This window comes from Butyrivibrio sp. AE2015, from assembly GCF_000420825.1.
Classification (GTDB): Bacteria; Bacillota; Clostridia; order Lachnospirales; family Lachnospiraceae; genus Butyrivibrio.
In genome coordinates, this window is record NZ_ATVR01000014.1 from 12132 (window position 1) to 33490 (window position 21359).

The 21359-nt window shown below is 41.9% G+C and carries 16 protein-coding genes; all 16 read right to left on the bottom strand.

What is annotated here, in order from left to right; translation table 11 throughout:
• Positions 1-84: 84 nt before the first annotated feature.
• The 16 genes from G585_RS0108570 to G585_RS0108645 all read right to left on the bottom strand — a co-directional run bounded on the left by G585_RS0108570 (position 85) and on the right by G585_RS0108645 (position 21357).
• Positions 85-1584, bottom strand: coding sequence for a M23 family metallopeptidase (locus G585_RS0108570; RefSeq protein WP_242829990.1), 1500 nt, complete (start codon positions 1582-1584; stop codon positions 85-87).
• A 113-nt stretch (positions 1585-1697) separates the two neighbouring features.
• Positions 1698-2087: a hypothetical protein gene (locus G585_RS0108575; protein ID WP_022774362.1), complete on the bottom strand. Its 390-nt coding sequence runs from the start codon at positions 2085-2087 to the stop codon at positions 1698-1700.
• A gap of 310 nt (positions 2088-2397) precedes the next feature.
• Positions 2398-3057: a GTP pyrophosphokinase gene (locus G585_RS17630; protein ID WP_022774363.1), complete on the bottom strand. Its 660-nt coding sequence runs from the start codon at positions 3055-3057 to the stop codon at positions 2398-2400.
• Between the two features lies 1 nt (position 3058).
• Complete coding sequence (locus G585_RS0108585) at positions 3059-3997, bottom strand: glycosyltransferase family 2 protein (protein ID WP_022774365.1); 939 nt, start codon at positions 3995-3997, stop codon at positions 3059-3061.
• Between the two features lie 162 nt (positions 3998-4159).
• Positions 4160-5500, bottom strand: coding sequence for an LCP family protein (locus G585_RS0108590; RefSeq protein WP_022774366.1), 1341 nt, complete (start codon positions 5498-5500; stop codon positions 4160-4162).
• A 128-nt stretch (positions 5501-5628) separates the two neighbouring features.
• Positions 5629-7032 (bottom strand): undecaprenyl-phosphate glucose phosphotransferase, encoded by a 1404-nt coding sequence (locus tag G585_RS0108595; protein WP_022774367.1) that lies wholly within the window; start codon positions 7030-7032, stop codon positions 5629-5631.
• Positions 7029-8000 carry a glycosyltransferase family 2 protein gene (locus tag G585_RS0108600; RefSeq protein ID WP_022774369.1) on the bottom strand — a complete coding sequence of 324 codons (972 nt, stop codon included), beginning with the start codon at positions 7998-8000 and terminating at the stop codon, positions 7029-7031. The genes G585_RS0108595 and G585_RS0108600 overlap by 4 nt, the downstream gene beginning before the upstream one ends.
• A gap of 11 nt (positions 8001-8011) precedes the next feature.
• Positions 8012-9463, bottom strand: coding sequence for a glycosyltransferase family 2 protein (locus G585_RS18915; RefSeq protein ID WP_022774370.1), 1452 nt, complete (start codon positions 9461-9463; stop codon positions 8012-8014).
• Positions 9464-9507: 44 nt separating this feature from the next.
• Entirely contained in the window at positions 9508-11247 is a 1740-nt protein-coding gene (locus tag G585_RS0108610; RefSeq protein ID WP_022774371.1) for a phospho-sugar mutase, read from the bottom strand.
• Between the two features lie 110 nt (positions 11248-11357).
• A complete protein-coding gene (locus G585_RS0108615) occupies positions 11358-13430 on the bottom strand; it encodes a glycosyltransferase family 2 protein (RefSeq protein WP_022774373.1) in 2073 nt (690 codons plus the stop codon).
• Positions 13431-13449: 19 nt separating this feature from the next.
• The gene (locus G585_RS0108620; protein ID WP_022774374.1) at positions 13450-15561 is read right to left on the bottom strand and encodes a glycosyltransferase family 2 protein; all 2112 of its coding nucleotides are present in this window, start codon (positions 15559-15561) and stop codon (positions 13450-13452) included.
• 10 nt (positions 15562-15571) lie between these two features.
• Complete coding sequence (locus tag G585_RS19360; RefSeq protein WP_022774375.1) at positions 15572-17731, bottom strand: class I SAM-dependent methyltransferase; 2160 nt, start codon at positions 17729-17731, stop codon at positions 15572-15574.
• A gap of 104 nt (positions 17732-17835) precedes the next feature.
• Complete coding sequence (locus tag G585_RS0108630; RefSeq protein ID WP_022774376.1) at positions 17836-19182, bottom strand: ABC transporter ATP-binding protein; 1347 nt, start codon at positions 19180-19182, stop codon at positions 17836-17838.
• Between the two features lie 12 nt (positions 19183-19194).
• Complete coding sequence (locus tag G585_RS0108635; protein WP_026663884.1) at positions 19195-20196, bottom strand: ABC transporter permease; 1002 nt, start codon at positions 20194-20196, stop codon at positions 19195-19197.
• The gene (gene rfbC, locus G585_RS0108640; RefSeq protein WP_022774378.1) at positions 20193-20738 is read right to left on the bottom strand and encodes a dTDP-4-dehydrorhamnose 3,5-epimerase; all 546 of its coding nucleotides are present in this window, start codon (positions 20736-20738) and stop codon (positions 20193-20195) included. Before rfbC ends, G585_RS0108635 begins: the two co-directional genes overlap by 4 nt.
• A 100-nt stretch (positions 20739-20838) precedes the next feature.
• Positions 20839-21357, bottom strand: coding sequence for a hypothetical protein (locus G585_RS0108645; protein ID WP_022774379.1), 519 nt, complete (start codon positions 21355-21357; stop codon positions 20839-20841).
• Positions 21358-21359: the final 2 nt, after the last annotated feature.

Below are 21359 nucleotides of genomic sequence, written 5' to 3' on the forward strand. Positions count from 1 at the left end.
ATCCCATATAACCTAATTTTAAAAAAATAACTCATTTGCCAAATTATATTAATAGCACAATATGATATATGTGTCAAAAATGGCTTAGTTCAAATAGTTCAAAGGATTGACCTGAGTACCGCCAACCAAAATCTCGAAATGCAGATGCGGTCCTGTGGAAACACCCGTGTTACCTGAAAGAGCAATCTTTTGTCCCTGAGTTACAGACTGGCCCACAGAAACAAGAACTTTTGAGAGGTGACCATATCTTGTCTCTCTTCCGTCAGGGTGTCTGATATATACACAATATCCATATCCGCTTCCCCAACCGGCTCTTGTAACTACACCTGAAGAAGATGCAACAACAGCAGTTCCGACAGGAGTCGCCCAGTCAACGCCCTTATGGTAAGAGCTTGCTCCCTTGGTAGGTGCATTTCTCTTTCCAAAGCCTGATGTCAAACGACCACCGGATATAGGCTTAATGTATGTAGGAGGAACGATCGTACCTTTTTCAACAATCTTAGGAACAGCCTGATATGTTACTTCTTCCTTCTGGATCTCGCTTGATACCTCGCTGGCATCATTATATGTCACAAGGGCTACAACCTTTCTGTGTCCTGCAGAAGGCTCTTGAAGGACCTTACTCTGTGTCGTATACCAGGAATCATTGTAGACATACTCGACCTCTGCCTCGTAGTCCTCTTCGTAGTATTCCTGAACTGTGTAAACAACAGAAAGCTCAGGTTCAGGAACTGTTACTATAAGTTCATCACCGGTTCGGATCGTGGTGTTCTCACTCTCCAAAAATCCGTTCATGGCAACGATATCCGCTACAGTAAGATCATATTTTAAAGCTATAGAGCCAAGGACATCACCTTCCTGTACTTCATAGATCTGATTAGTTTCTTTGTCCTTTGTTACTTCATCGATAGCATCTGAGAGAGATGTGATCTCATCATCAGGAAGGTAACTTTCAACAATCTCAACCTTATCAGCAAAATCTATGGACATAAGTCCCAGCTCATAATCTGAAAAGTCCTTGTCATAAGAAAGAGGTGTTGCTTCTTTTACTGCATCTGTGAGCATCTGAGAAAAGCCAGACCCCGGCATACTTGTCTGGGCATCTTGCTCTTCTTTTTTTACCTCTTCCTTGCTAAGAACAACAGGAGTCAGAACGTTCACTTCTCTTGTAGGATCAAGGGCCAGTGTGACATCGTACTTGTCCTCTGTGTCATAGGTAGAAAGAGCTGTCTCAAGAAGCGCCATTACATCATCGATAGAAGCCAGATTCACTGAAAACTCATTTATCTTAATGGAGTAAGCCCTGTTTAGGGTGCTCTTTCTGCTGCCTGAAAGGACATCTACCATGGCGTTTGTAACTTCTGCTATAGAATTGACAGCCCCAAAGATTTTGTCACTTCCGTCAATTGTCATATCTGCTCCGGCAAGAGTGAGCTCATCGTCGCTGCTGGATATCTCTTTTCTCGCTGTTCGATATGCTTCATAAGCATCATTCCTGGAAGCAACCGTTCCAACGAACTGTCCGTTTAAAGTTATAGTAAAAAGGTTGTTGCCGCCCTTCTGGAACTTTACAAATGTAGGCATAAATAAAATCCAGAAAGCAATTACCACCAAAGTGGAGTGCAAAAACCATATTTTAATCCTGTTTCTAAAAATTGTGTTTCTAAAATTCATGTTGTAAATCTTTCCAAAGCGTATTAAATAATGCCAAAAATTCTAAGAATATTGATAACAAGATCTGCTCCGGCCACCAGGAGTGTAACTATAAGAAGTGGAAGAAGGGCTGTATTCTTGGTCTCAATGGCAAAATGAACTTCTTCGAATTTCTTTTGGATCTCTTTATATTCTTCCTGGTGCTTCTCTTCCTGTTTGTTCAATATTGCCTGAATATTGCGGTAGGTCTGAACACCAACGTCATGGGTTTTTGTGCTATTTTCATCAAACTTCTTGTTGAAGTTCTCCTCCATTTTCTTTGAAACAGCTTCAACAGATTCACTGATAGCTGACTCAACTTCAGCCTGTGTGTTAGCTTTGATCATGTCCTGTGCGCTCATTTCTCTAGTGAGCTTATCCATAATGTTATCCAAAATATTCCCTCCCAACGTGATCTACTATCCCTCTGTTCTGCATACAATATAGATTATCATTTGTTGTGCAAATTAGACAAGACAATATTTCAAAAAATAGTTTTGTTGTTCACTTTTACTATTTGTTTACCGTTTGTTCATAATTTGTTAATAATTGAATTGTATATTAATACCATAGCCGATGGAAATACGGCAACCTAATTTAGAAAGATAGATTTTTTCATAATAGGCCAGGTGCGGGAAACCGTGTCTGGCCACTCCTCATTAATGGGGCGATTATGGTAATGGCAAATATACCATTACCCACGCCTTAATCCTCTTGTTTTTCTCCCACTGCCTGAATTTCTTCATTAAGTGAAAGCATGCGTGCATCAAGGTCAGCCACCATTTGTGCACATTGTGTAAGCTCAGAATTGATATGACTAGGAGCCTTACCCTCGAACTTGTACTGGATCTTGTGCTCAAGAGAAGCCCAGAAATCCATGGCTACTGTTCTTATCTGTATTTCAACCTTAACATTAACAATCCTGTCTGAAAGATAAACAGGGAGAGACACTATCATGTGATAGCTCCTGTAGCCGCTGTTTTTGGGATTCATAATGTAGTCCTTGACTGTAAGGACCTGAATATCTTTCTGGTTGCTGATCATCTCAGCAATTCTGTATATATCTGAGGTAAAAGAGCATATGATACGGATTCCTGCTATATCATTAACATAGCGGACCATGTTTCCTATCGTGGACTCATATCCGTTTCTCTTAAGCTTTTTTACAATGCTCTCAGGCACCTTGACTCTTGCCTTAACGTGCTCGATGGGGTTATATCTGTGAACCTCCTGAAACTCCTCGTTAAGGATCTCGATCTTGGTTGTTATCTGCTTAAGTGCTGCATTGTAAAGGAGGTTAACTTCCTCCCAGGTGTTAATATCATCGGAAATCTTTATGTTGCTCTCAGCGAGATCTAATTCCATATCAGCTCCTTGTTTTCCAATACTCTTTGTTCAAACTGCAAGCCTTCACAATGCCCATAGGAAGCTTTTTATAATTTCTTCCAAGCTTATATCCCATCCATCTGAATCCGCACATAACAATATATCCCGGGATAAGATGGGCTTTTCCTATATGTCTGAAATGATCAATGGTCTGTCTCACCATCTTTTTACCCTCAGTCTCAGACTTGATCTTGCCAAAGATCTCCGGATGATCAGTCTGTGAAACCCCAAGGTCAAAATTTCTGTGAAACTGCTGCATACAGGTGTAATTGTGTGAGTGGATAACTCCTGCCTCAGGAACATACATGATAGCATAGCCGCGCTGGCAGGCATTCCCCGCAAATACCATATCCTCGTTAAAAATAGTTCTGTGAGTAAATCCACCAATTACATTATATACGTCACGCCTGTACATGGCACATACATTTGAACAAAAATAAGTTTTTATTCCAAGCTTATCCACATCTTCCTGTGTCTTTCTCATAGGCTCGTTGGGATAATTGAACTTTCTGGAATATCTCTCCGCCAGATTGCAGTCAGACTTTGGATATTGTCTTGCATATGCTGCTGCAACATCCCTGTCAAGGGCCTTTGCCAGGTTACTTATAAGCATCTTATCTCTTGGAAACGCATCCTGAGTCATCATTAAAAAGAAATCCGAATCAGATAAGGCTACTCCCTGATTTCTGGTTTCGCCGTGGTCAAATTCAGCCTTTGTCACATGCTTTACTATTATGTTGTCATACTTCTCCAAAGGATTTTCTTTTGTCTCCTCAAGAAGCCTGTTCCAGTATTTCTCCTCTGTGTTCATGATGATGATGTGGCTTGGTCTAAGGGACTGCTTTTCCAGATCATCGATCAGTGTTAGCAAAGAATAATCCGGTTTGTAGGTAGGAATAATTACGTCTACTGTATTCATCTGTTTTTCCTTTTATATACAACTTATGCTGAGCACATATTTAGCGTAGCCTTTTCACCCGGTAGGAATACCCTATCACATGAAAAGAGGTATGTGCGCTTTGTTCGAGCACAATACGCACATACCATCTCTACAGTCTAAAATGCCCTCAGCATTAAATCATCAATTCAAATATGGATCTGTATCAGATTTGATCTTGTCACTGAATTTCTGTACATCTGAAGAAATTGTGTAATCTGAATCATTGAACAGGAACTGATGAAGCCACTTAACGTTGCTAGCAAGATCTACTGCAACTACGCAGCTTCCCTTCTTACCGATAGTACCTGTTGCTCTCATGCTCTCTTCAGGGAATCCACCATTATCAACTACGTTGTAATTAGCTACATTCTTAAGGAGCTCAAGGATCTCTGACAGATCAAGTGATGTATATGTCTCATCAAATGCCTTGTTGGCAATTGTCTCAAGATCTGAATAGCTCTTGCCCTTTGCCTTTTCAAGACAAGCCATAAGTACTGTTCTCTGTCTCTCAGCACGCTTGAAGTCATCACCTGCTGTGTATCTGATACGACAGTAAGCTGTTGCCTGAAGACCGTTAAGAGTCTGAAGTCCTGTGCTTGTTACAGGTACATACTCAAGTCCAAGCTCTGTAGCCATTGTTGCCTGATAGTTGTTAAGGTGAGATATCTCAGCCTCTGTAACATCAATCTCAACACCACCAAGAGCGTTAACTACATCTGTAAGTCCCTTGAATCCGATAGTGATGAAGTCCTCAATATCCATATCAAGGTTCATGTTAAGCATTGAGATAGCCTGCTCAGGACCACCCTCAGCGTAAGCTGCGTTACACTTAGTGTACTCATCGTTACTAAGGTTGAGGTATGTATCACGGTAAACTGAGCAAAGCTTAACCTCACCATTTTCATTATTTATAGAAGCAATAATGATAGTATCTGTTCTGGTGTTTTTCTTGATAGCGCCCTGGTTTTTAGCTTCATCACGGGTATCAACACCAAAAAGTGCGATATTGGTATAGCCCTTCATCTGCTCATTTTCAGCTGCAGATTCACTGATACTGTTTGAAATAACTTCCTCGTTCATGTTGACTTTACCAACCTTGGTAACATCAACTTTAAAGAATACATGATATGCAACAAGAACAAGTACGCATGCCACCAAAACCTCTGCTATAAGAATAACAATTGCTTTAGTGTTATTTTTCTTTTTACCTGAACCGCCTCTTGATCCACCTCTTTTTGAAGAATGGCTTCTTGAAGCACTTGAATGGCTTTTTGAACCATTTCTTGATGAAGAGTGGTTTCTGGAGCTAGCCGAACTCCTTCTTACCGGTCTGTCATCATAATCATCATAGTCATCGCGATCATCACGATATCTATCATCACGGTATCTATCATCTCGAGTAGACTTTCTCACTTCTCCGTTATTTTTGTGAGAAGAACGTCTCTCGTCTCTGTCATAATACTCGTCATCACGCCTTGACATTTTCTATCTCCTTTATCCCAACAAAATAATAATTTACATAAATAAAAACCACATTATACTATGCCACAAATAAATAAAATATACAAGCGCAGGATAAATTATTCTATCCTGCGCTTGTTTCTCACTATTTAGTATGCGTTTTTATTTACAAAGCCATATCGGATGGTTCCAAGCATTATCTTAAAATCAAAAGCCATGGTCCAATTCTCGATATAGTAGATATCGTAATCAATTCTTTTTCTGATGGATGTATCACCGCGGTATCCGTTGATCTGTGCCCAGCCTGTGAGTCCCGGTCTAACCTGGTGTTTTACCATGTATCTTGGAATCTGCTCTTTGAACTTCTCAACAAACTGCGGTCTCTCGGGACGAGGCCCAACCAGAGACATCTGCCCGATAAAGATGTTAAAGAACTGTGGCATCTCATCAATACTTGTCTTTCTAAGGATTGCCCCAACTCTTGTAACTCTCGGGTCTCCCTTGGTGGTCCAGCCCTTTTTCTCCTCCGCCTCAGTCTGAACCTTCATGGTCCTGAACTTGTACATCTTAAAAGGAGCGCCGTTAAGGCCTATTCTCTCCTGCTTATAGATGATAGGTCCCTTGCTGGTAGCCTTGACTGCTATGGCCGCAGCCAGCATGACCGGTGAAAAGATAATGATAGCAAACAAAGATCCTATGATATCCACAAGTCTCTTCATCGCCTTATTAAATGAATTGGAAAGGGGCACGTACCTGATATTGATAACCGGCATTCCCTGAACATCCTCAGTATATGGATTACTTGGGAAAAGAGATGAATAATCCGGAATGAACTTGGTGTGAACTCCGGATTTCTCACACTGGGCAACCAGTTCCTCCAGTCTGTCATAGTCATCCAGAGGAAGGGTGATAGTTATCTCATCGTAGTTGTTATTTTCAAGGTAAAGACCAAGCTGCTCGATCTTGCCCACAACCTTAACGCCGTGGTAATTGGTCCCAAGGGGAACAAAGTCATCAAGAACTCCTGCTATCTCATATCCCCACTGAGGATTGTCAAGGATTCGGCTTATATAGCCTTCTGCAGCCCTTGAATAGCCAACAAGAAGCACGTGCTTAAGATTGTAGCCCTTTTTTCTGATATACCTTAGGAACTTCCTGAGAACAATCCTGAAAGCTGTGGCAAAGGTCACATTCAGCACCGCAAATATGATCATCATGGATCTGGAAAAGTCGTTGTGCTTTAAAAGGAAAAGGATTACCCAAAAGCCAAGGATCCCGGCAACATTGGCCTTGACCACGTCCATGAACTCGTCCCACATTCGTAGGGCACGGCGCGGCGTATACAGCTGAACCATATAATAAAGAATAAGGTATGCCGGCACAAGAAAATACAGTGCCCTGAAGTAGATCTCCATAGGCAGATGGCCGCCCGGCAGTCTTTTACTAAAGAGCTCAAACTTTATAAAATAAGACGCAATGTAAGAACCGGCTACAATGAGCCCGTCCGCAACTACATGCGCCCTGTTTAAATGAACCTGATTGTCTTTTATCATAAAAATACAGCCCCAAACTTCCTGGCACAGTTAATCCACAGCTCCAGCTGCATCCTTAAACTGTTAAAGATTTCTTTTTTCCCAAATGCCACTCTTTTGTCGGCATTAACTCTAATCTTGGATAAGCCAAGGGCGAGTCCCTTAAGATGTGCTCCTCCAAGCCCCCTCTTTGTATAAAAAATATGCTTTATCAATATACCTGCCAGAATGAGCGGCAGATTTATCACTATCTGAAGGATAGGCATATTTTTATAGATAAAGTATAAATTATTACCCGCTGTAAGTTCAACCTTAAATCTGTTATATCTTGAACCACTTGTGCCACTTCCTGCGTGATAAACTATGGCTCTGGGCTCACAGACATTGATATATCCCTTTAATCTGGCCCTGTAGCCAAGGTCCACGTCCTCAAGATAGCAAAAATGTGCAGGGTCAAAAAGTCCAACTTCGTCAAACAACTCTCTCCTGTAAATTGCAGCTCCCGCGCAGGCGCTGGTCACAGGTTCTATGCTTGAAAAATATTTGTTATCCTTGTCTCTTCCCGGAGAAAAAGCCCATCCCAGGGCACAGTAAAGGTCCCCTGCATCATCGATAAGGTGGGGCTCTTTAAACTGAAGCAGCTTGGCCTGAGCGCTGAAGATCTTCTTTTTCCTGTCCATGGTTGCTACTAATCTTTCCAGGACATCTTCCGAGCAGACAGTGTCATCATTTAGTAAAAAGACATACTCTGACTCGCAGGATTTTATGCCGATATTAACCGCATTGGCAAAGCCAGTATTTTCAGGAAGTGCCACCAAAGTCACCCTTGGATAGTTATTCTTAATAAAATCCTGACTTCCATCTGTTGAACCGTTGTCAACTATAAGCACTCTAAAATCCCTGAAAGTCTGCTTTTTCAAACTTTCAAGGCAATCAGCCAAAAACTTTTTTCCGTTGTAATTGGGAATTATAACCGAAACTTTTTCCATAAGCTCTTTCCCTATATTTTTCTGACAACCTGAGGATCCCACATAACCCTTAGGCCACGTCTTTTCATCTCTTCCCCGATTTTTAGATTGATCCTAAGGATTTCTTCCTCGGTCAGACTATTTATCTTATCAAAGTACTCCCTCTTGCTCTCAGCCTGAAGGTTACCAGGGGCTTTATCCGTCACTGTTTCTTGCAAATCATTAAAGGTATCCACATAGTCAAAGCCTGCAATATCCTTAAAGACTTCTACAAACTCAGGTCTAAGTGCCATGCACCTGATATCCACTGCATAGCAGTCCTGCTGCACAACAGCTTTATGCTGAAGGCCGCCGCTATATCCAAAAGGCATTCCCTTAAAGACAGCGGTTCCATCTTTTTTGTAAATGCCGCCTGCGACTCTGCCTTTTTTATTTATGAGCTTGCCACCAACACAGCCAATGTCTTTTCTCTGGGAAAAGATATCTTTCGTATAAACCGCACGGTAAAAACCAAGATGAGGGAGCTGGGCAATCTCCGCCTCCACTCCAAAAGTCTTAAGAGCATCGCCTATAGCGATCTGTCCTGCTTCATAGGCATACATTTTGCTGGCAGGGTTGGATGCTGTGGAGCCCTTATGACATCTCCAATGATAAAGAACCTTATCAATGTGTGCAATCTGATCAGTAGCCATGGGCATTGTCAGCGTTGCCTCAAGACAGGCCCTTAAAACCAGGTCAAAATCCTGAGCTCCATCGTACTTTTTCCTGAATTTAAGTCTCTTTATTATATCAGCCCTCATTACTGTGAAATGGCAGATATAGTTATTGGACAAAAGATAATCCAAATTAAATGAAGGCTTCTGATGATGCTCATAGTAAAGATTCTTATGGTCATCAAACTTGTCTTCATCTGAATAAATCAGCCTTATAGGGCATGTCTGAAACTGTGTCAGGTGATTCCTTGACATGCTCTTTCTGATAACCCTTGAAACTTCATATAATGCATCCGGTGTAAGGAGATCGTCATGATCCAAAAGACCAATATAATCCCCCTTTGCCTTCTCTAAACCTCTGTTTGTGTTTTCTGAAATTCCTTCATTGGAACCAAGGTAAAAATATTTTATCCTTGGGTCTTCCTTCATATACTCTTTTACCAGGTCAGATTCAAGGGGTGAGGCATCTGCAAGAACCAGCTCCCAATTGCCATAGGTCTGAGCAACTACGGAATCTATCATCTGGCGAAGGTATTTCTCCGGAGTATTAAAAAGAGGCACTACAATGCTAAACCGCAAAGCGCCTCCTGTTTCAGCCAGAGCCTTGTACTCCTGCTTCTGCTCATTAAGTACAGCCTCTGACAATTCATTATATGTATACTTTTCTTTCCTGTTGTCAGACAATCTTTCAACGGCAGCAAAGAATGCAGCCCTAGCACCATTGCGTTTTGCATATGCTATTGTCTTTTTAGCCGCATTCTTTATGCCCATGTGAATTCATTCTCCTATTTATTCATGAGGAAGTTTCTCTCGGCTCAGCCAATCACAGCCTTAACAGCGTTTGTAAGCTCTTCCTGAAGTTTGTCTGCATCAGCAAGGTCTTTTCCCTTAACACCCATGTAGAACTTGATCTTAGGCTCTGTACCTGAAGGTCTTGCACAGCACCATGCATCATTATCAAGTGCAAAGTAAAGAACATTTGATGTAGGAAGTCCTGTCTCGCCTTCCTTGCCTGTAGCCATATCCAGAGTCTTGCCTGTCTTGTAGTCTCTGAACTCTTCAACCTTCCACTGACCAAACTCCTTAGGTGGATTGCTGCGGAGCTTATCCATAAGTGCTGCGATCTGCTCTGCGCCTTCCTTGCCCTTCATTGTGATTGAGTACTGGCCTTCCTTGTAATAACCATACTCCTCGTACATATCGATCATAGCATCCCATACGCTCTTGCCCTGCTTTTTGTAGAAAGCAGCAAGCTCGCAGAGGCACATAACTGCAACAACAGCGTCCTTATCTCTTGCGTGTGTTCCTGCAAGACATCCATAGGACTCCTCAAGACCAAATACATAGTTGTGAGACTGACCATTCTGCTCGAAGAGTTTGATCTGCTCGCCAATGTACTTAAATCCTGTAAGAACCTCGATGTAGTGGCAGCCGTACTTTTTAGCAACAGCCTTAGCCATGTTTGTAGTAACGATTGTAGTAACAAATGCAGGGTTAGCCGGCATTGTGTTTGTCTTTGTGCGCTCTCTTAAGATGTAGTCACCGATGAGCATACCTGACATGTTACCTGTAAATCCAACATATTCGCCTGTCTTTGTATCTTTTGCATAGATTCCGAGACGGTCTGCATCAGGGTCAGTTGCAAGAACAATGTCTGCATCCTTCTCTTTTGCAAGCTCAAGGGCAAGCTTAAATGCCTTAGGATCTTCAGGGTTAGGATAATCAAGTGTTGTGAAGTCAGGATCCGGAAGCTCCTGCTCAGGTACTACGAACACATTCTTAAATCCAAGTTCCTTAAGGACTCTTCTTACAGGAAGATTACCTGTTCCGTGGAATGGTGTGTAAACAATAGTGAACTTATCAGCCATCTCATCGATAACATCCTGATGAATGATCTGCTTCTTAAGCTCAACCATGTACTTGTCATCAAGTTCTTCGCCAAATGACTCATAAAGACCTGCCTTAACAGCCTCTTCCTTTGCCATTGTCTTAACTTCATTGTAATCAGTGATAGCCATAACTTCACTGATGATTCCTGTATCGTGAGGAGGTGTGATCTGTGCGCCGTCCTCCCAGTATACCTTGTATCCGTTGTACTCAGGTGGATTGTGAGAAGCTGTAACCATTACACCTGCGATACATCCAAACTCTCTAAGTGCAAAAGAAAGCTCAGGTGTAGGACGAAGGATATCACTTACATAAGCCTTGATTCCGTTTGCTGCAAGACAAAGAGCTGTCTCCTCTGCAAACTCAGGTGAAAACTTTCTGCAGTCATAGGAAATAGCAACGCCCTTCTTGGCTGCATCAGCTCCGCCGTGCTTTTTAATATAATTAGCAAGACCCTGTGTAGCCTTTCTTACAGTGTATTTGTTCATTCTGTTTGTGCCGGCTCCGATAACTCCACGAAGTCCGCCAGTACCAAATTCAAGTTCTCTATAGAAACGATCTTCGACCTCATCAGCATTATTTCTGATGGCAAGGAGCTCATCCTTTGTCTCCTGGTCAAAATAATCATTGTTCAGCCAATATTCAAACTGTTCCGTAGCTTTACTCATATCTCTTTCCTCCTAAGTTTTGAAATTAAAACCGATAATATGATATACGAATTGCGTCGTTTCTTCGACTTTTGACGCCTATATCATAATATTATAGCACATAAAGGCGTTTACTGCGTTCTTAAGCTCGAATAACCTTCTACATTAAGGCTGAAATCACTTCTGTCAAGGGAGAAGTTTGGATTGTAGTAAGGATCTCCCTTATCGAGAACTTTTTTCCATTTAGTCCTGAAGTGCTCCGACTCTGCCTCGTAGCGCTTTGCATTTTCACCTTCAAGATCGAGGCCTCTGGAAAGTGACTCATAATGGAACAGCTCTGCAAAAGGTGTAAATACATTCAGATATCCCTTGTCACGGAGCTTTAAGCAGAAGTCCACATCGTTAAGGCTAACCTGGAAGCCCTCGTCAAAGCCGCCTACCTCATCGTATTTTGCCCTGCTCACCATAAGGCATGCACCTGTAACAGCGCTGACATCCTGTGCATAGCAAAGGCGTCCCATGTATCCTAGATTCATACCGGCCTGGCCATAGTGTGAATGACCTGCAGTTCTGTGAGCACCAAGTTTTAACACAACGCCCGCGTGCTGGATCTTTCTGTCCGGGAAGTAGAGCTTGGCGCCAACCGCACCAACGTCACTTCTCTGGGCGTACATAAGGAGTTCTTCCATCCAGTTGACTGTGATAACCTGAGTATCATTGTTCAAAAGAACTATGTATTCACCTGTAGACTTTGAAACTCCGTAGTTTACAACTGCTGAATAGTTAAATGCCGGCTTTGAGCCGTCTGCATTTAAGTGAAGCCCATTCTCGTAGAAATCAACAACCTTCACAATATCTTTTAAGGAGCCATTCTTAAGCTCTTCATAATAGCCCTTTATTTCTGAACCCTTGCTGCCGTTCTCAACAACTATTATCTCGTAGTTGTCGTAAACAGATTTCTCATAGATTGAATCAATACATCTCTTAAGGTCCTCAGCGTGTTCGCAGTTAGGGATCACAATGCTTATCTTTGGTGTTCCCACAACTTCATAAGAAATCTTAAAGATTGTCTCAAAAGCTCTGGTGCTTGTGATCTTAAAATGGTCATAGCCGTGACGCCTTAAGTGATCAGCAACTGCACCCTTTGCAGCCTCAATAGCATAAGGTTTGGCATTTATGTCTGATGCAACAGACCCGGCGTGGGATCTCCAGTAATACAAAAGCTTTGGAATATGAACGATGTGCTCTGCCCTGTCTGTGAGGCGAAGGATCATGTCATGGTCCTGGCTTCCGTCAAACTTGGTCCTGAAGAGCTCTGTTCCGTCCAAAAGAGTTCTTTTAAATACACTGAAATGACAGATATAGTTGTTAGCCCTTAGATTATCAATTGCATAATCAGGCTTAAAGTGCATGGTTATCATCTTGTTGATGTCATCACCCTTGAAAGTGGTCTCATCACAGTAGAGATAATCTGCCTTTTCCTCATTGATTGCCTTTACATACCAGTAAAGGACCTCAGGATGAAGAATATCGTCATGGTCAAAAAGACCTATATATTCACCTTCAGCCAGCTCAAGACAGTGATTGGTATTTCCTGAAATACCCTCATTCTTCTCAAGCTTCATGTAGCTGATGCGGTTCTTTAATCTCTTGCCAGCTGCATCACCGGCATTTTGCTGAACGTCTTTATCCTGATACTCCTTAACTATCCTTGAAACAAGTTCAATGTGTTCAGCATCAGAACCATCAGCAAGACAAAGCTGCCAATTAGAGTAGGTCTGCGCCAGAACTGACTCAACCATGTCTCTTAAAAACTTTTCAGGAGTGTTGTATAAAGGTACCAGGATTGAAATTAGTGGTTCATATTCAAACTTAGTATTCTCCTGCTCTCTTCTGGTCTCCTCAGTTGGAAAACTCTCTGTTCCGTAGTGAGTCATGGCCTTTTTCTCAATCTGCTTGTACTTTATCTTGGCAATGACTCCCTTTAAAGAGCCCTGGTTTCTGATCCTGTCTCTTTGTCTGATCACCCAGTGCATGGTATTTCGCGCAGGTGTCGATGCCTTCCATATAGGATTATTCTTGATCCTGTCCAGTTTAAACTGAAGCTCCTGGTTCTTATCTTCAAGCTCCGCTATTCTGCTGGCCAGCTCTGCACTTTTTAATTTCTCTTTTTTATATGCAGACTTATAGTCAATTTCGTTCATCTACTACTCCTAAAACATATCACTCTTTTACATTGAGAATGTTTGGCACCCAGTTTATAAGCTTAAGGCGGCTCGTCTTATCACTGGCAAGCATCCCGATCTGGTAATACCCTGGCTCAAGATCGCCTTTTCTTATTTTTACCTTATAACCGGTCAGATCCACATTGACCTGATCCTGAAGCCTTATCCTGATATCAGGCCTGTACCAGGTATAAAACGGCACTGTGTAAACCCTTCGGTCAGCAGGGCCAGCTCCATCCTCGTGCCTCTCCACAAGGCGCAATAAAAGCTGCTTTTCAAAAATAGCATTGTCAGATCCTATAACAAAGCTATAGCCCTTTAAATAATAGCCTTCATCATTTCCCTCAGCTGTCACGCCATAGAGCCAGTTGTCCAGTGTACCATTGTACTCGCAGCCAATCCTTAAGCACTGATCTTCCCTTGCACCCTTGATGCCCTTTTCATGGACAGAGATACGGCTGTAAGGGATGTCCTCTACAGGAGTGTAATCCTCCTTGGGAATGATGGCCGAAATAGTCTCATCCTCAGTAAGATGAGGACTATAAAATGGATCAAAATTGTAAAGATGAGAATGGCGCCTCATAAGGGTATCTCCCTCCCGGCCAAGTCTCTCCATCTTTTTGGGATCAAGATTATCAATTCCCCTGGTAAGGGACTCATGATGATACAGGAAAATATGATTACAGCAGACATTGTAGTAACCAGCCTCTATCACTGAATAACAAAAATCCACATCGTTAAAGGCCACCTTCAGTTCCTCAGGAAAGCCTCCGATATCATTATATTTTTTCCTGCTTATCAAAAGACATGCCGCAGTAACACCAATGTTGTTGTGAACGCCTCTGTTGTAGCCAAAATAATGGTTCTTGCCATCGTGCATCTTCTGAAGCTTGTGCACCGGACCACGCCTTACATTGGCAATTCCGGCGTGCTGTATCAGGTCAGTATCAGGATAGATCAGCTTTGCGCCTACTGCTCCCACATGACCAAGCTGGGCCTGGGAGAGCATCTCACGAAGCCAGCCCTCTTTTTTAGCCTCAATATCATCATTGAGGAAAAGAAGATATTCACCTGTTGAATTTCTCACACCCTGATTGCACATAGCTGAGAAATTAAACTCCTGAAGCTTATAAATGTAATTGATATTGGTAAGCCCGTTCTTTCGCGGAGCGCGGCTGCAGTATACGCCGTACTTAACCCTGTTAGCGGCAGAAGAACCGTTATCAATTATCACAATCTCATATTTGATATTCTCATCACCGGTGGTCTCAATAATGGAATTAAGACACTGCTGCAGTATCTCCGGGTGATCCTTTGACGGAATGATAATACTGACTGTAGCAGGCTTTAAGAGCATATGCCTTGAATTGTGGAATGACCTTCCGTAAAAGACCTCCTGCTCAGCGCTGCGGTGAAATAATACTTCTCTTATATGACCGATTGGAAGCTCCATTCCGGTTCTTTTGGCAAAGGCTCTCTCATGTATTGCAAGCATGCAAAAGAGGACATCTGCTGATAATAAAGATGCCTCAAGACCAACCTGTTCCGGTGAATTCTTTTTGTTGGAAACGCCACCAAGCATCCTGACTGCGTTGTCGTATTCTGTAGCTGCAGCATGCATGGTTTCTGAACGGCAGGCAAAAAAGCTGCCAATATAGAAAGCATTTAAATAAGAGTCCGGAGACCAGTCAGGCTTGAAATAAGGATGGATGTACTTGCCACCACTTCCTATTTCATCCTCATCTCCGTAAACTACATTGTGCTCAGGATGAGCAATAAAGTACTGCTGAATGACCTCTGACGCCCTTTTTGTAAGCTTTCCTCTGTTGCTTGCAAAAATGTAGATGGTATTCTCATCGCCCTTAGCATCAGAGACTTCCCAGACCTTGGAATAGGCAATAACCTTAACCTTTGGATCAGGCTTTTTGTGAGGCACAACTTCCCCTGTCTCCAAAGTCTCCATGATAACAGGCGCATCTGCCTTAACTACAGGCTCTTTTTCTATGGCTTTCTGCCACTTGTCATAGGCCGAAGACTTAGCATTAACTGTTTTGTTGTATTTAGTTACACTCCTTTTGATCAGAGCACTCTTTGCCAGGTCTTTAAGCATTCCCCTTTACTTACTCCTCGTCGTCTTTGTAGTACAGCTCTTCACGCTTACTGATTATCTTTTTCCCGATCTTTTTAATGATATTCTCTTTTGGCTTGGCTACTGCCACTTCTGGAATGGAGTTTGCGATAGCATCTGCCGCATTCCTTGGGATCAGAGTTGTCAAAAGAGATACCTTCAGATGATTTCTCTCCTGAATACTGAGTTTGTTGCTTGTAAGGTTAAACTCAATGTTAGGGTCATCACTGTTAAAGACAAAAGAATCATCTGATATCCAGTGTCCATTGACAGGATGTATATCTATATCTGCTCCGCCCTCTGAAATGGAGGTTCCATTCCAGGAAGCGTCAACGATAGTCACTACGCATGATGCAAAGGCAGGATCAATTCTTACTGTCTTGCAGTTTGAATCCACCCTGATATCGAGGTTTACAGTATTTTTCTCATCGTACTGCTCCTCAGGGAAGATGGATTCATCCTCTGAATATCCTTCGCCCTCATCAAGATATATCTGGATAAGATCCGCAGGTCTTGCCGCATTCTGTGCCCCCAAAGTCACTTCCTTTGGCACAATGACCTTTCGTCCGATTTCCTTCCAGATCTCAACCATGGACTTCCTGTTGCCGGTCACATATTTCTGGAAAGCATATTCCTCATCAAGAAGAACCTGGATCTCTTTTTCTGTGATACCGATCTTATTAAATATAGGCTTTGGATCGAATCTTTCTCTTTTCCTGTCCTCTAGCCTGTAGCAGTAAAGCGCCCTCCACATCTGCTCTTTTGCAGGGATGCACTTACCATAAGTCCATTCATAATCTATTATAGTCCAAATAGGGCCATTAACCATAATATTTGAGAAAATAAGGTCATAATCCGATACAGGATAATCCTCTTTATACCTTATTCTGCGATAATACTCATTTATAAGGGCGTTGAAGCCTTCAATATCATCCTTATCAATGCACTCATCAAGTAGAGATGACAGCGGAACTCCGTTGACAAAAGAGAAAATGGCACAGCCCTCTTTTTCATCGAGCTGACAGTCATTGATCTCAAGGTCTCCGCCTCTGAACTTCTCAACAAGCCCAAGATATGCATCTCTTATGCCAAAGACATGCTCTTTTGCAGCCTCTGTAAGAGGATACTTTTTGATTATCTTTCTGCCTGCCCTGTCTATTGCAATATCAGTACGGATCTTGAACTCATCTACCCTGTCATTGCTATACTTACTGTATATTGTATCAACTCCCGGTCCCAAAATAACCAGGAAAGAATTGGCAAAATCCTGATACATGCCGTCTTTGATAAGATCCTCATAGGCATGTTTTTCATTAAAGAGAACCATTCGGTCTCTGTCGAAGTTTCTTACATTATCCTGAAGCTCTCCAAATTTTGGAAGATATGAATCAGAGTGCAAAAGAGTCATAAGCTTGTAGTCAGGATATGGATAATAGAAATGGTAATCATTCATGCCACATTTTTTGAAAATGTTTATGAGTCCATTTCTGGTAAAAGTCTTGGCTACGCTGTCAGGTGAATAGCCTTCGATCCCTGTAAAGTAGGTTCCAAGGTGATCCTCTGCGCATCCTGCAAAGTACTTAAGTCCAAGCCTGTTCTCAATGGCAATGACAAGTCTTCCACCCTTTTTCATGTGTCTTGAGAGCATTCTCAAAAACTTCTCGTAAGGGTTGTCCGTGCCAATATAGCCCTGACCATATTCAAATACACCGATCAAAAAGATATAGTCAAAATCATTAGGAAGATCTGGCTCAATGTCTCTGAAGTTACCAACATGAATAGTTACGTTGGAACACTCCTGATTTCTTGTGGCATTGATCTCAGAGCGCCTTCTTGAAAGATCGCAGGCTACAACCTCTCCAGCTTTTGAAGCGAGCATACCTGTGATAGCGCCGCATCCCGAACCAACTTCCAGGACTTTAGCCTTTGGATCCATTGGAATCCACTCAACAATATTGGCTCTCTGATCAGATAAATGATAAAGGATAGGCCAGTTTGCCCTCTCCTCGATGATCTTCTGATACTCTTCTTTTTTATGATTTTTAACAATATCAAGAAGGTCATTCTCTATAGCGCCATCGCTATAAAGATCAACCCCTGAATAGTGTTTAAAGTTAAGGGTTACTTCCCCGATCTTGATCTCTTCCTGCATGCTCGTTCCTCGCAAGTGTCTTATCATTTCATCTCTGCCATTTTAGAGATAATATGCCTGCACTTGTTTCATGTTTTTTCGCCCATCTGCACATTATTGGGCAATTAGTCCTTAGCATCACTGACTTTACATATACTGTTCATGTCGTAATAGCCGACAGTATTTTTGTCGGAAACAACTGAAACACTAAGTACATCGTAAAGCCTGTGATAAACTGTAAAGTCATTCTGTTCAAAACCTGTTACTCCAAAGCTGAGCAGATAATCTCCTCCCTGAAGTGACATGTTCTGAGTAAATGTAATATCCTTAACATCTCCTGCTTTTACAGGTTCCAAAAAGGCCTTCTCAACCATGGAATTGGTACCTGTTATCTCAATGCCCATAACGTTTTTAAAGGTCATTGCAAAGATAGGAGCTGACACATTTCTGTTAAACTTAACTCTCATGTGAACAGTAAAATCTGTTCCCTTGATAATGGAGTTTGTGCGAACATCCTTGTTATCAGTGATGTAATACTCAGTGATAACTGCTGCGCCGTCGCCGTACTCAAGCGCCTCAACATCTGAAACACTTTCCTGATCTTTAGAATCTTCTTTTGGCTTTTTATCATCGCCCTTGATCTTGGCGTCAGCTCTTTTGTCTGCTGTGGCAGCGGCTTCCCTGATGGACTCATCATCAAGAAGATTTTCCACATCACTACTTGGAAGCGGATACTGCCCTACCAGAACCTGCTTGTAGATGTCTATCATCTTCTTGGGAGTTCCCTCTCCAAGCAGAACACCCTGATTTAAAAGAACCGCTCTGTCACAATACTTGCTGATACTTGAAAGATCATGTGATACAAAAAGAATTGTCTTTCCCTTCTTTTTGAACTCCTCAAACTTGTGATAGCACTTGGCCTGGAAGAATACGTCACCTACTGACAAAGCCTCATCGACAATAAGTATCTCCGGATCAATATTTATGGCAACTGCAAAAGCAAGACGCACAAACATACCGCTTGAATAGGTCTTCACAGGCTGATACACATAGTCGCCTATATCAGCAAATTCAAGGATAGCATCCATCCTCTTTTCAATCTCTTCCTCAGAAAAACCGATCATCATACCATTAAGGTAAATATTGTCGATTCCGTTGTACTCCATGTTAAAGCCTGCTCCCAGCTCCAAAAGAGCTGAAATATGGCCGTCTACATTGACTTCTCCCTCTGTTGGAGAAAGAACTCCTGTAATTATCTTAAGGATAGTGGACTTTCCTGAGCCGTTAGTTCCAATAATTCCAACAGTTTCGCCTTTTTTGACAGAAAGGCTTACATTGTTTAAAGCCTTGTGCTCCTTAAACTTGCCTTTTTTAGCAAGTCCAAGAGAATCCTTAAGTCTGTCCATAGGCTTATCATAGAGCTTATATATTTTAGTCAGATTTTTGACTTCAATAGCAATGTCTTTATCCATACAAATCTCCGATTATAGAACGTCCGCAAAATGCGGTTTAGATCTTTTAAATATGAGGGACCCGATGCAGAATACTGTAACTACAAAGATCCAGAAATATGTTGATGAATAGAAATGCTCAAAAAACCATGTATCACCGTAAATTGTATTTCTATAGCCCTCAACAATGTATGTCATAGGATTAAGTTTAAAGATCCACTTGTATTTGTCAGGTATGATCTCAATATTCCAGAGAATAGGTGTAGCCCACTGGAAGAGCTGAAGTCCTATGTTGATTATCTGCAAAAGGTCTCTAAAGAACACCACGATCGCACAAGTTGCATAGCTTATGGATAAAACCAGAATAAATTCGCAGCCCACATAATATATGAGCTGTAGCCAGTAAATGCTTGGATAATAGCCATATACACATGCAATGAATAAGAGCACACAAATAAAGAACACATGGATAAACATAGCTGCAATTATCTTGATGATAGGAAGGATACTGATTTTAAAAAGCACCTTTTTTACAAGATAGTTGTACTCAAGAAGGGATGTCGTTCCATTTGTAAGAGCTTCTGAGAAAAAGAACCATGGCACAAGGCCGGCAGTCAAAAACAATACATAAGGAACTTCAACACCGTCAGATACAGCCTGTGCTCTTGACTGGAAAACCCTGTCAAAAACAATGTAGTACATAACTACCGTTACTACAGGCTGAGCAAGAGCCCATACTATACCCATATAGGATCCTGCATATCTTTTCTTAAAGTCATTAATTGATAATCTCTTTATGAGCTTTCTTGAATTGTAAAGTTCAACAGGCAAAACAAGAAGTCTGTCATACCAAAAGAAGACCAGAACACAGCTGACACCTATCAAGATACAACCACATATCTTTTTAAGCATCTCTGTGTGCGGGTCTGCAAGAGTGTTTGTGTGAAAAATAACTAAGAGCGCCAGTGAAAGCGCCAGTACGTAGAAAATCCCCAAGCCTGCGCGCTTGGGAAGTTTCTTAAGTCCCCTGATCAATACTCTTTAATTCCTTTCCACTTTGTATCCTTGTCTGAAAGGTCAATTTCTACTCCCTCAAGAAGTGGCCATTCTACTCCGATATCAGGATCATTCCAGATAAGGCCGCCCTCGTCGTTTGGATGATAGAAATCAGAACATTTATAAGCAAACTCTGCATAATCGGATAATACGTAGAATCCATGAGCAAATCCCTTAGGAATAAAGAACTGCTTCTTGTTTTCTGCTGAAAGTCTTACGCCAAACCACTTTCCGAAAGTCTTTGAATCTCTTCTGAGGTCAACTGCAACATCGAATACCTCACCGTTGATGCATCTTACAAGCTTATCCTGTGGGAATTCCTTCTGGAAATGAAGTCCTCTTAATACTCCCTTGTGGCTTGCTGACTGGTTGTCCTGAACGAACTCTACATCAATTCCAGCCTCAACAAAATCATTTTTATTGTAAGTCTCAACAAAATAGCCTCTAGAATCTCCAAAAACTGTAGGTGTTATAACCTTAAGTCCTTCGATCTCACATGTTTCTACTGTTATCTTACCCATTTTAAAACTATCTCCATTTTATAAATTTGTTCTTATAAATAATTTTATTCTTATATCCTAAACTGCTGCTTGCAGTCAGATTAATTTCTTTTTACAAAAATCAGTTGCCGGGTACAGTTCCAACAGCAGTTCCCGGTGCCTGCCCTGCAGGAGGCGGAGTTTGTGGCATCTGGCCATTATACTGAAAAAGACTGCTATCAAGTGTGGCCGGATCAACGCCCTGTCCGTTTGGATTAAGGAGTTCTCCCACAACAGCCATTCCTGTACCTGACTGTTCATCTGAGTTTCCAGAGCTTGACGCCGATGAACTTTCCGAAGAATCCTCAGACGAAGAAACTTTTTTTATGACAACAGCAGAAGAAATCTTCTCTGTCTCATCAAAAAAGTCAGGATCTGCCAAAAAGCCGTCCAGGTCATTGCCAATCTGCAGGCCATACTCAGATAAATCCCCGCTGTAATAGGAGGCAGCCACTTCAGAAGTATTCTCTTCCGATGTAGTCTGTCCCCATCCAAAAAGTGCATTTATTTTTTCAGTGTTGGCAGCATACACTATAACAAGCACAAGGAAAATAGCGCTTAATATAGTGAGTATCGCCATTCTAAACACTCTTTTATCCATAC

Excerpts from the sequence above, each read along its gene's own strand:
- G585_RS0108570 (WP_242829990.1), bottom strand. The coding sequence starts at position 1,584 with ATGCCTACATTTGTAAAGTTCCAGAAGGGCGGCAACAACCTTTTTACT.
- G585_RS17630 (WP_022774363.1), bottom strand. The coding sequence starts at position 3,057 with ATGGAATTAGATCTCGCTGAGAGCAACATAAAGATTTCCGATGATATT.
- G585_RS0108585 (WP_022774365.1), bottom strand. The coding sequence starts at position 3,997 with ATGAATACAGTAGACGTAATTATTCCTACCTACAAACCGGATTATTCT.
- G585_RS0108590 (WP_022774366.1), bottom strand. The coding sequence starts at position 5,500 with ATGTCAAGGCGTGATGACGAGTATTATGACAGAGACGAGAGACGTTCT.
- G585_RS0108595 (WP_022774367.1), bottom strand. The coding sequence starts at position 7,032 with ATGATAAAAGACAATCAGGTTCATTTAAACAGGGCGCATGTAGTTGCG.
- G585_RS0108600 (WP_022774369.1), bottom strand. The coding sequence starts at position 8,000 with ATGGAAAAAGTTTCGGTTATAATTCCCAATTACAACGGAAAAAAGTTT.
- G585_RS18915 (WP_022774370.1), bottom strand. The coding sequence starts at position 9,463 with ATGGGCATAAAGAATGCGGCTAAAAAGACAATAGCATATGCAAAACGC.
- G585_RS0108610 (WP_022774371.1), bottom strand. The coding sequence starts at position 11,247 with ATGAGTAAAGCTACGGAACAGTTTGAATATTGGCTGAACAATGATTAT.
- G585_RS0108615 (WP_022774373.1), bottom strand. The coding sequence starts at position 13,430 with ATGAACGAAATTGACTATAAGTCTGCATATAAAAAAGAGAAATTAAAA.
- G585_RS0108620 (WP_022774374.1), bottom strand. The coding sequence starts at position 15,561 with ATGCTTAAAGACCTGGCAAAGAGTGCTCTGATCAAAAGGAGTGTAACT.
- G585_RS19360 (WP_022774375.1), bottom strand. The coding sequence starts at position 17,731 with ATGCAGGAAGAGATCAAGATCGGGGAAGTAACCCTTAACTTTAAACAC.
- G585_RS0108630 (WP_022774376.1), bottom strand. The coding sequence starts at position 19,182 with ATGGATAAAGACATTGCTATTGAAGTCAAAAATCTGACTAAAATATAT.
- rfbC (WP_022774378.1), bottom strand. The coding sequence starts at position 20,738 with ATGGGTAAGATAACAGTAGAAACATGTGAGATCGAAGGACTTAAGGTT.
- G585_RS0108645 (WP_022774379.1), bottom strand. The coding sequence starts at position 21,357 with ATGGATAAAAGAGTGTTTAGAATGGCGATACTCACTATATTAAGCGCT.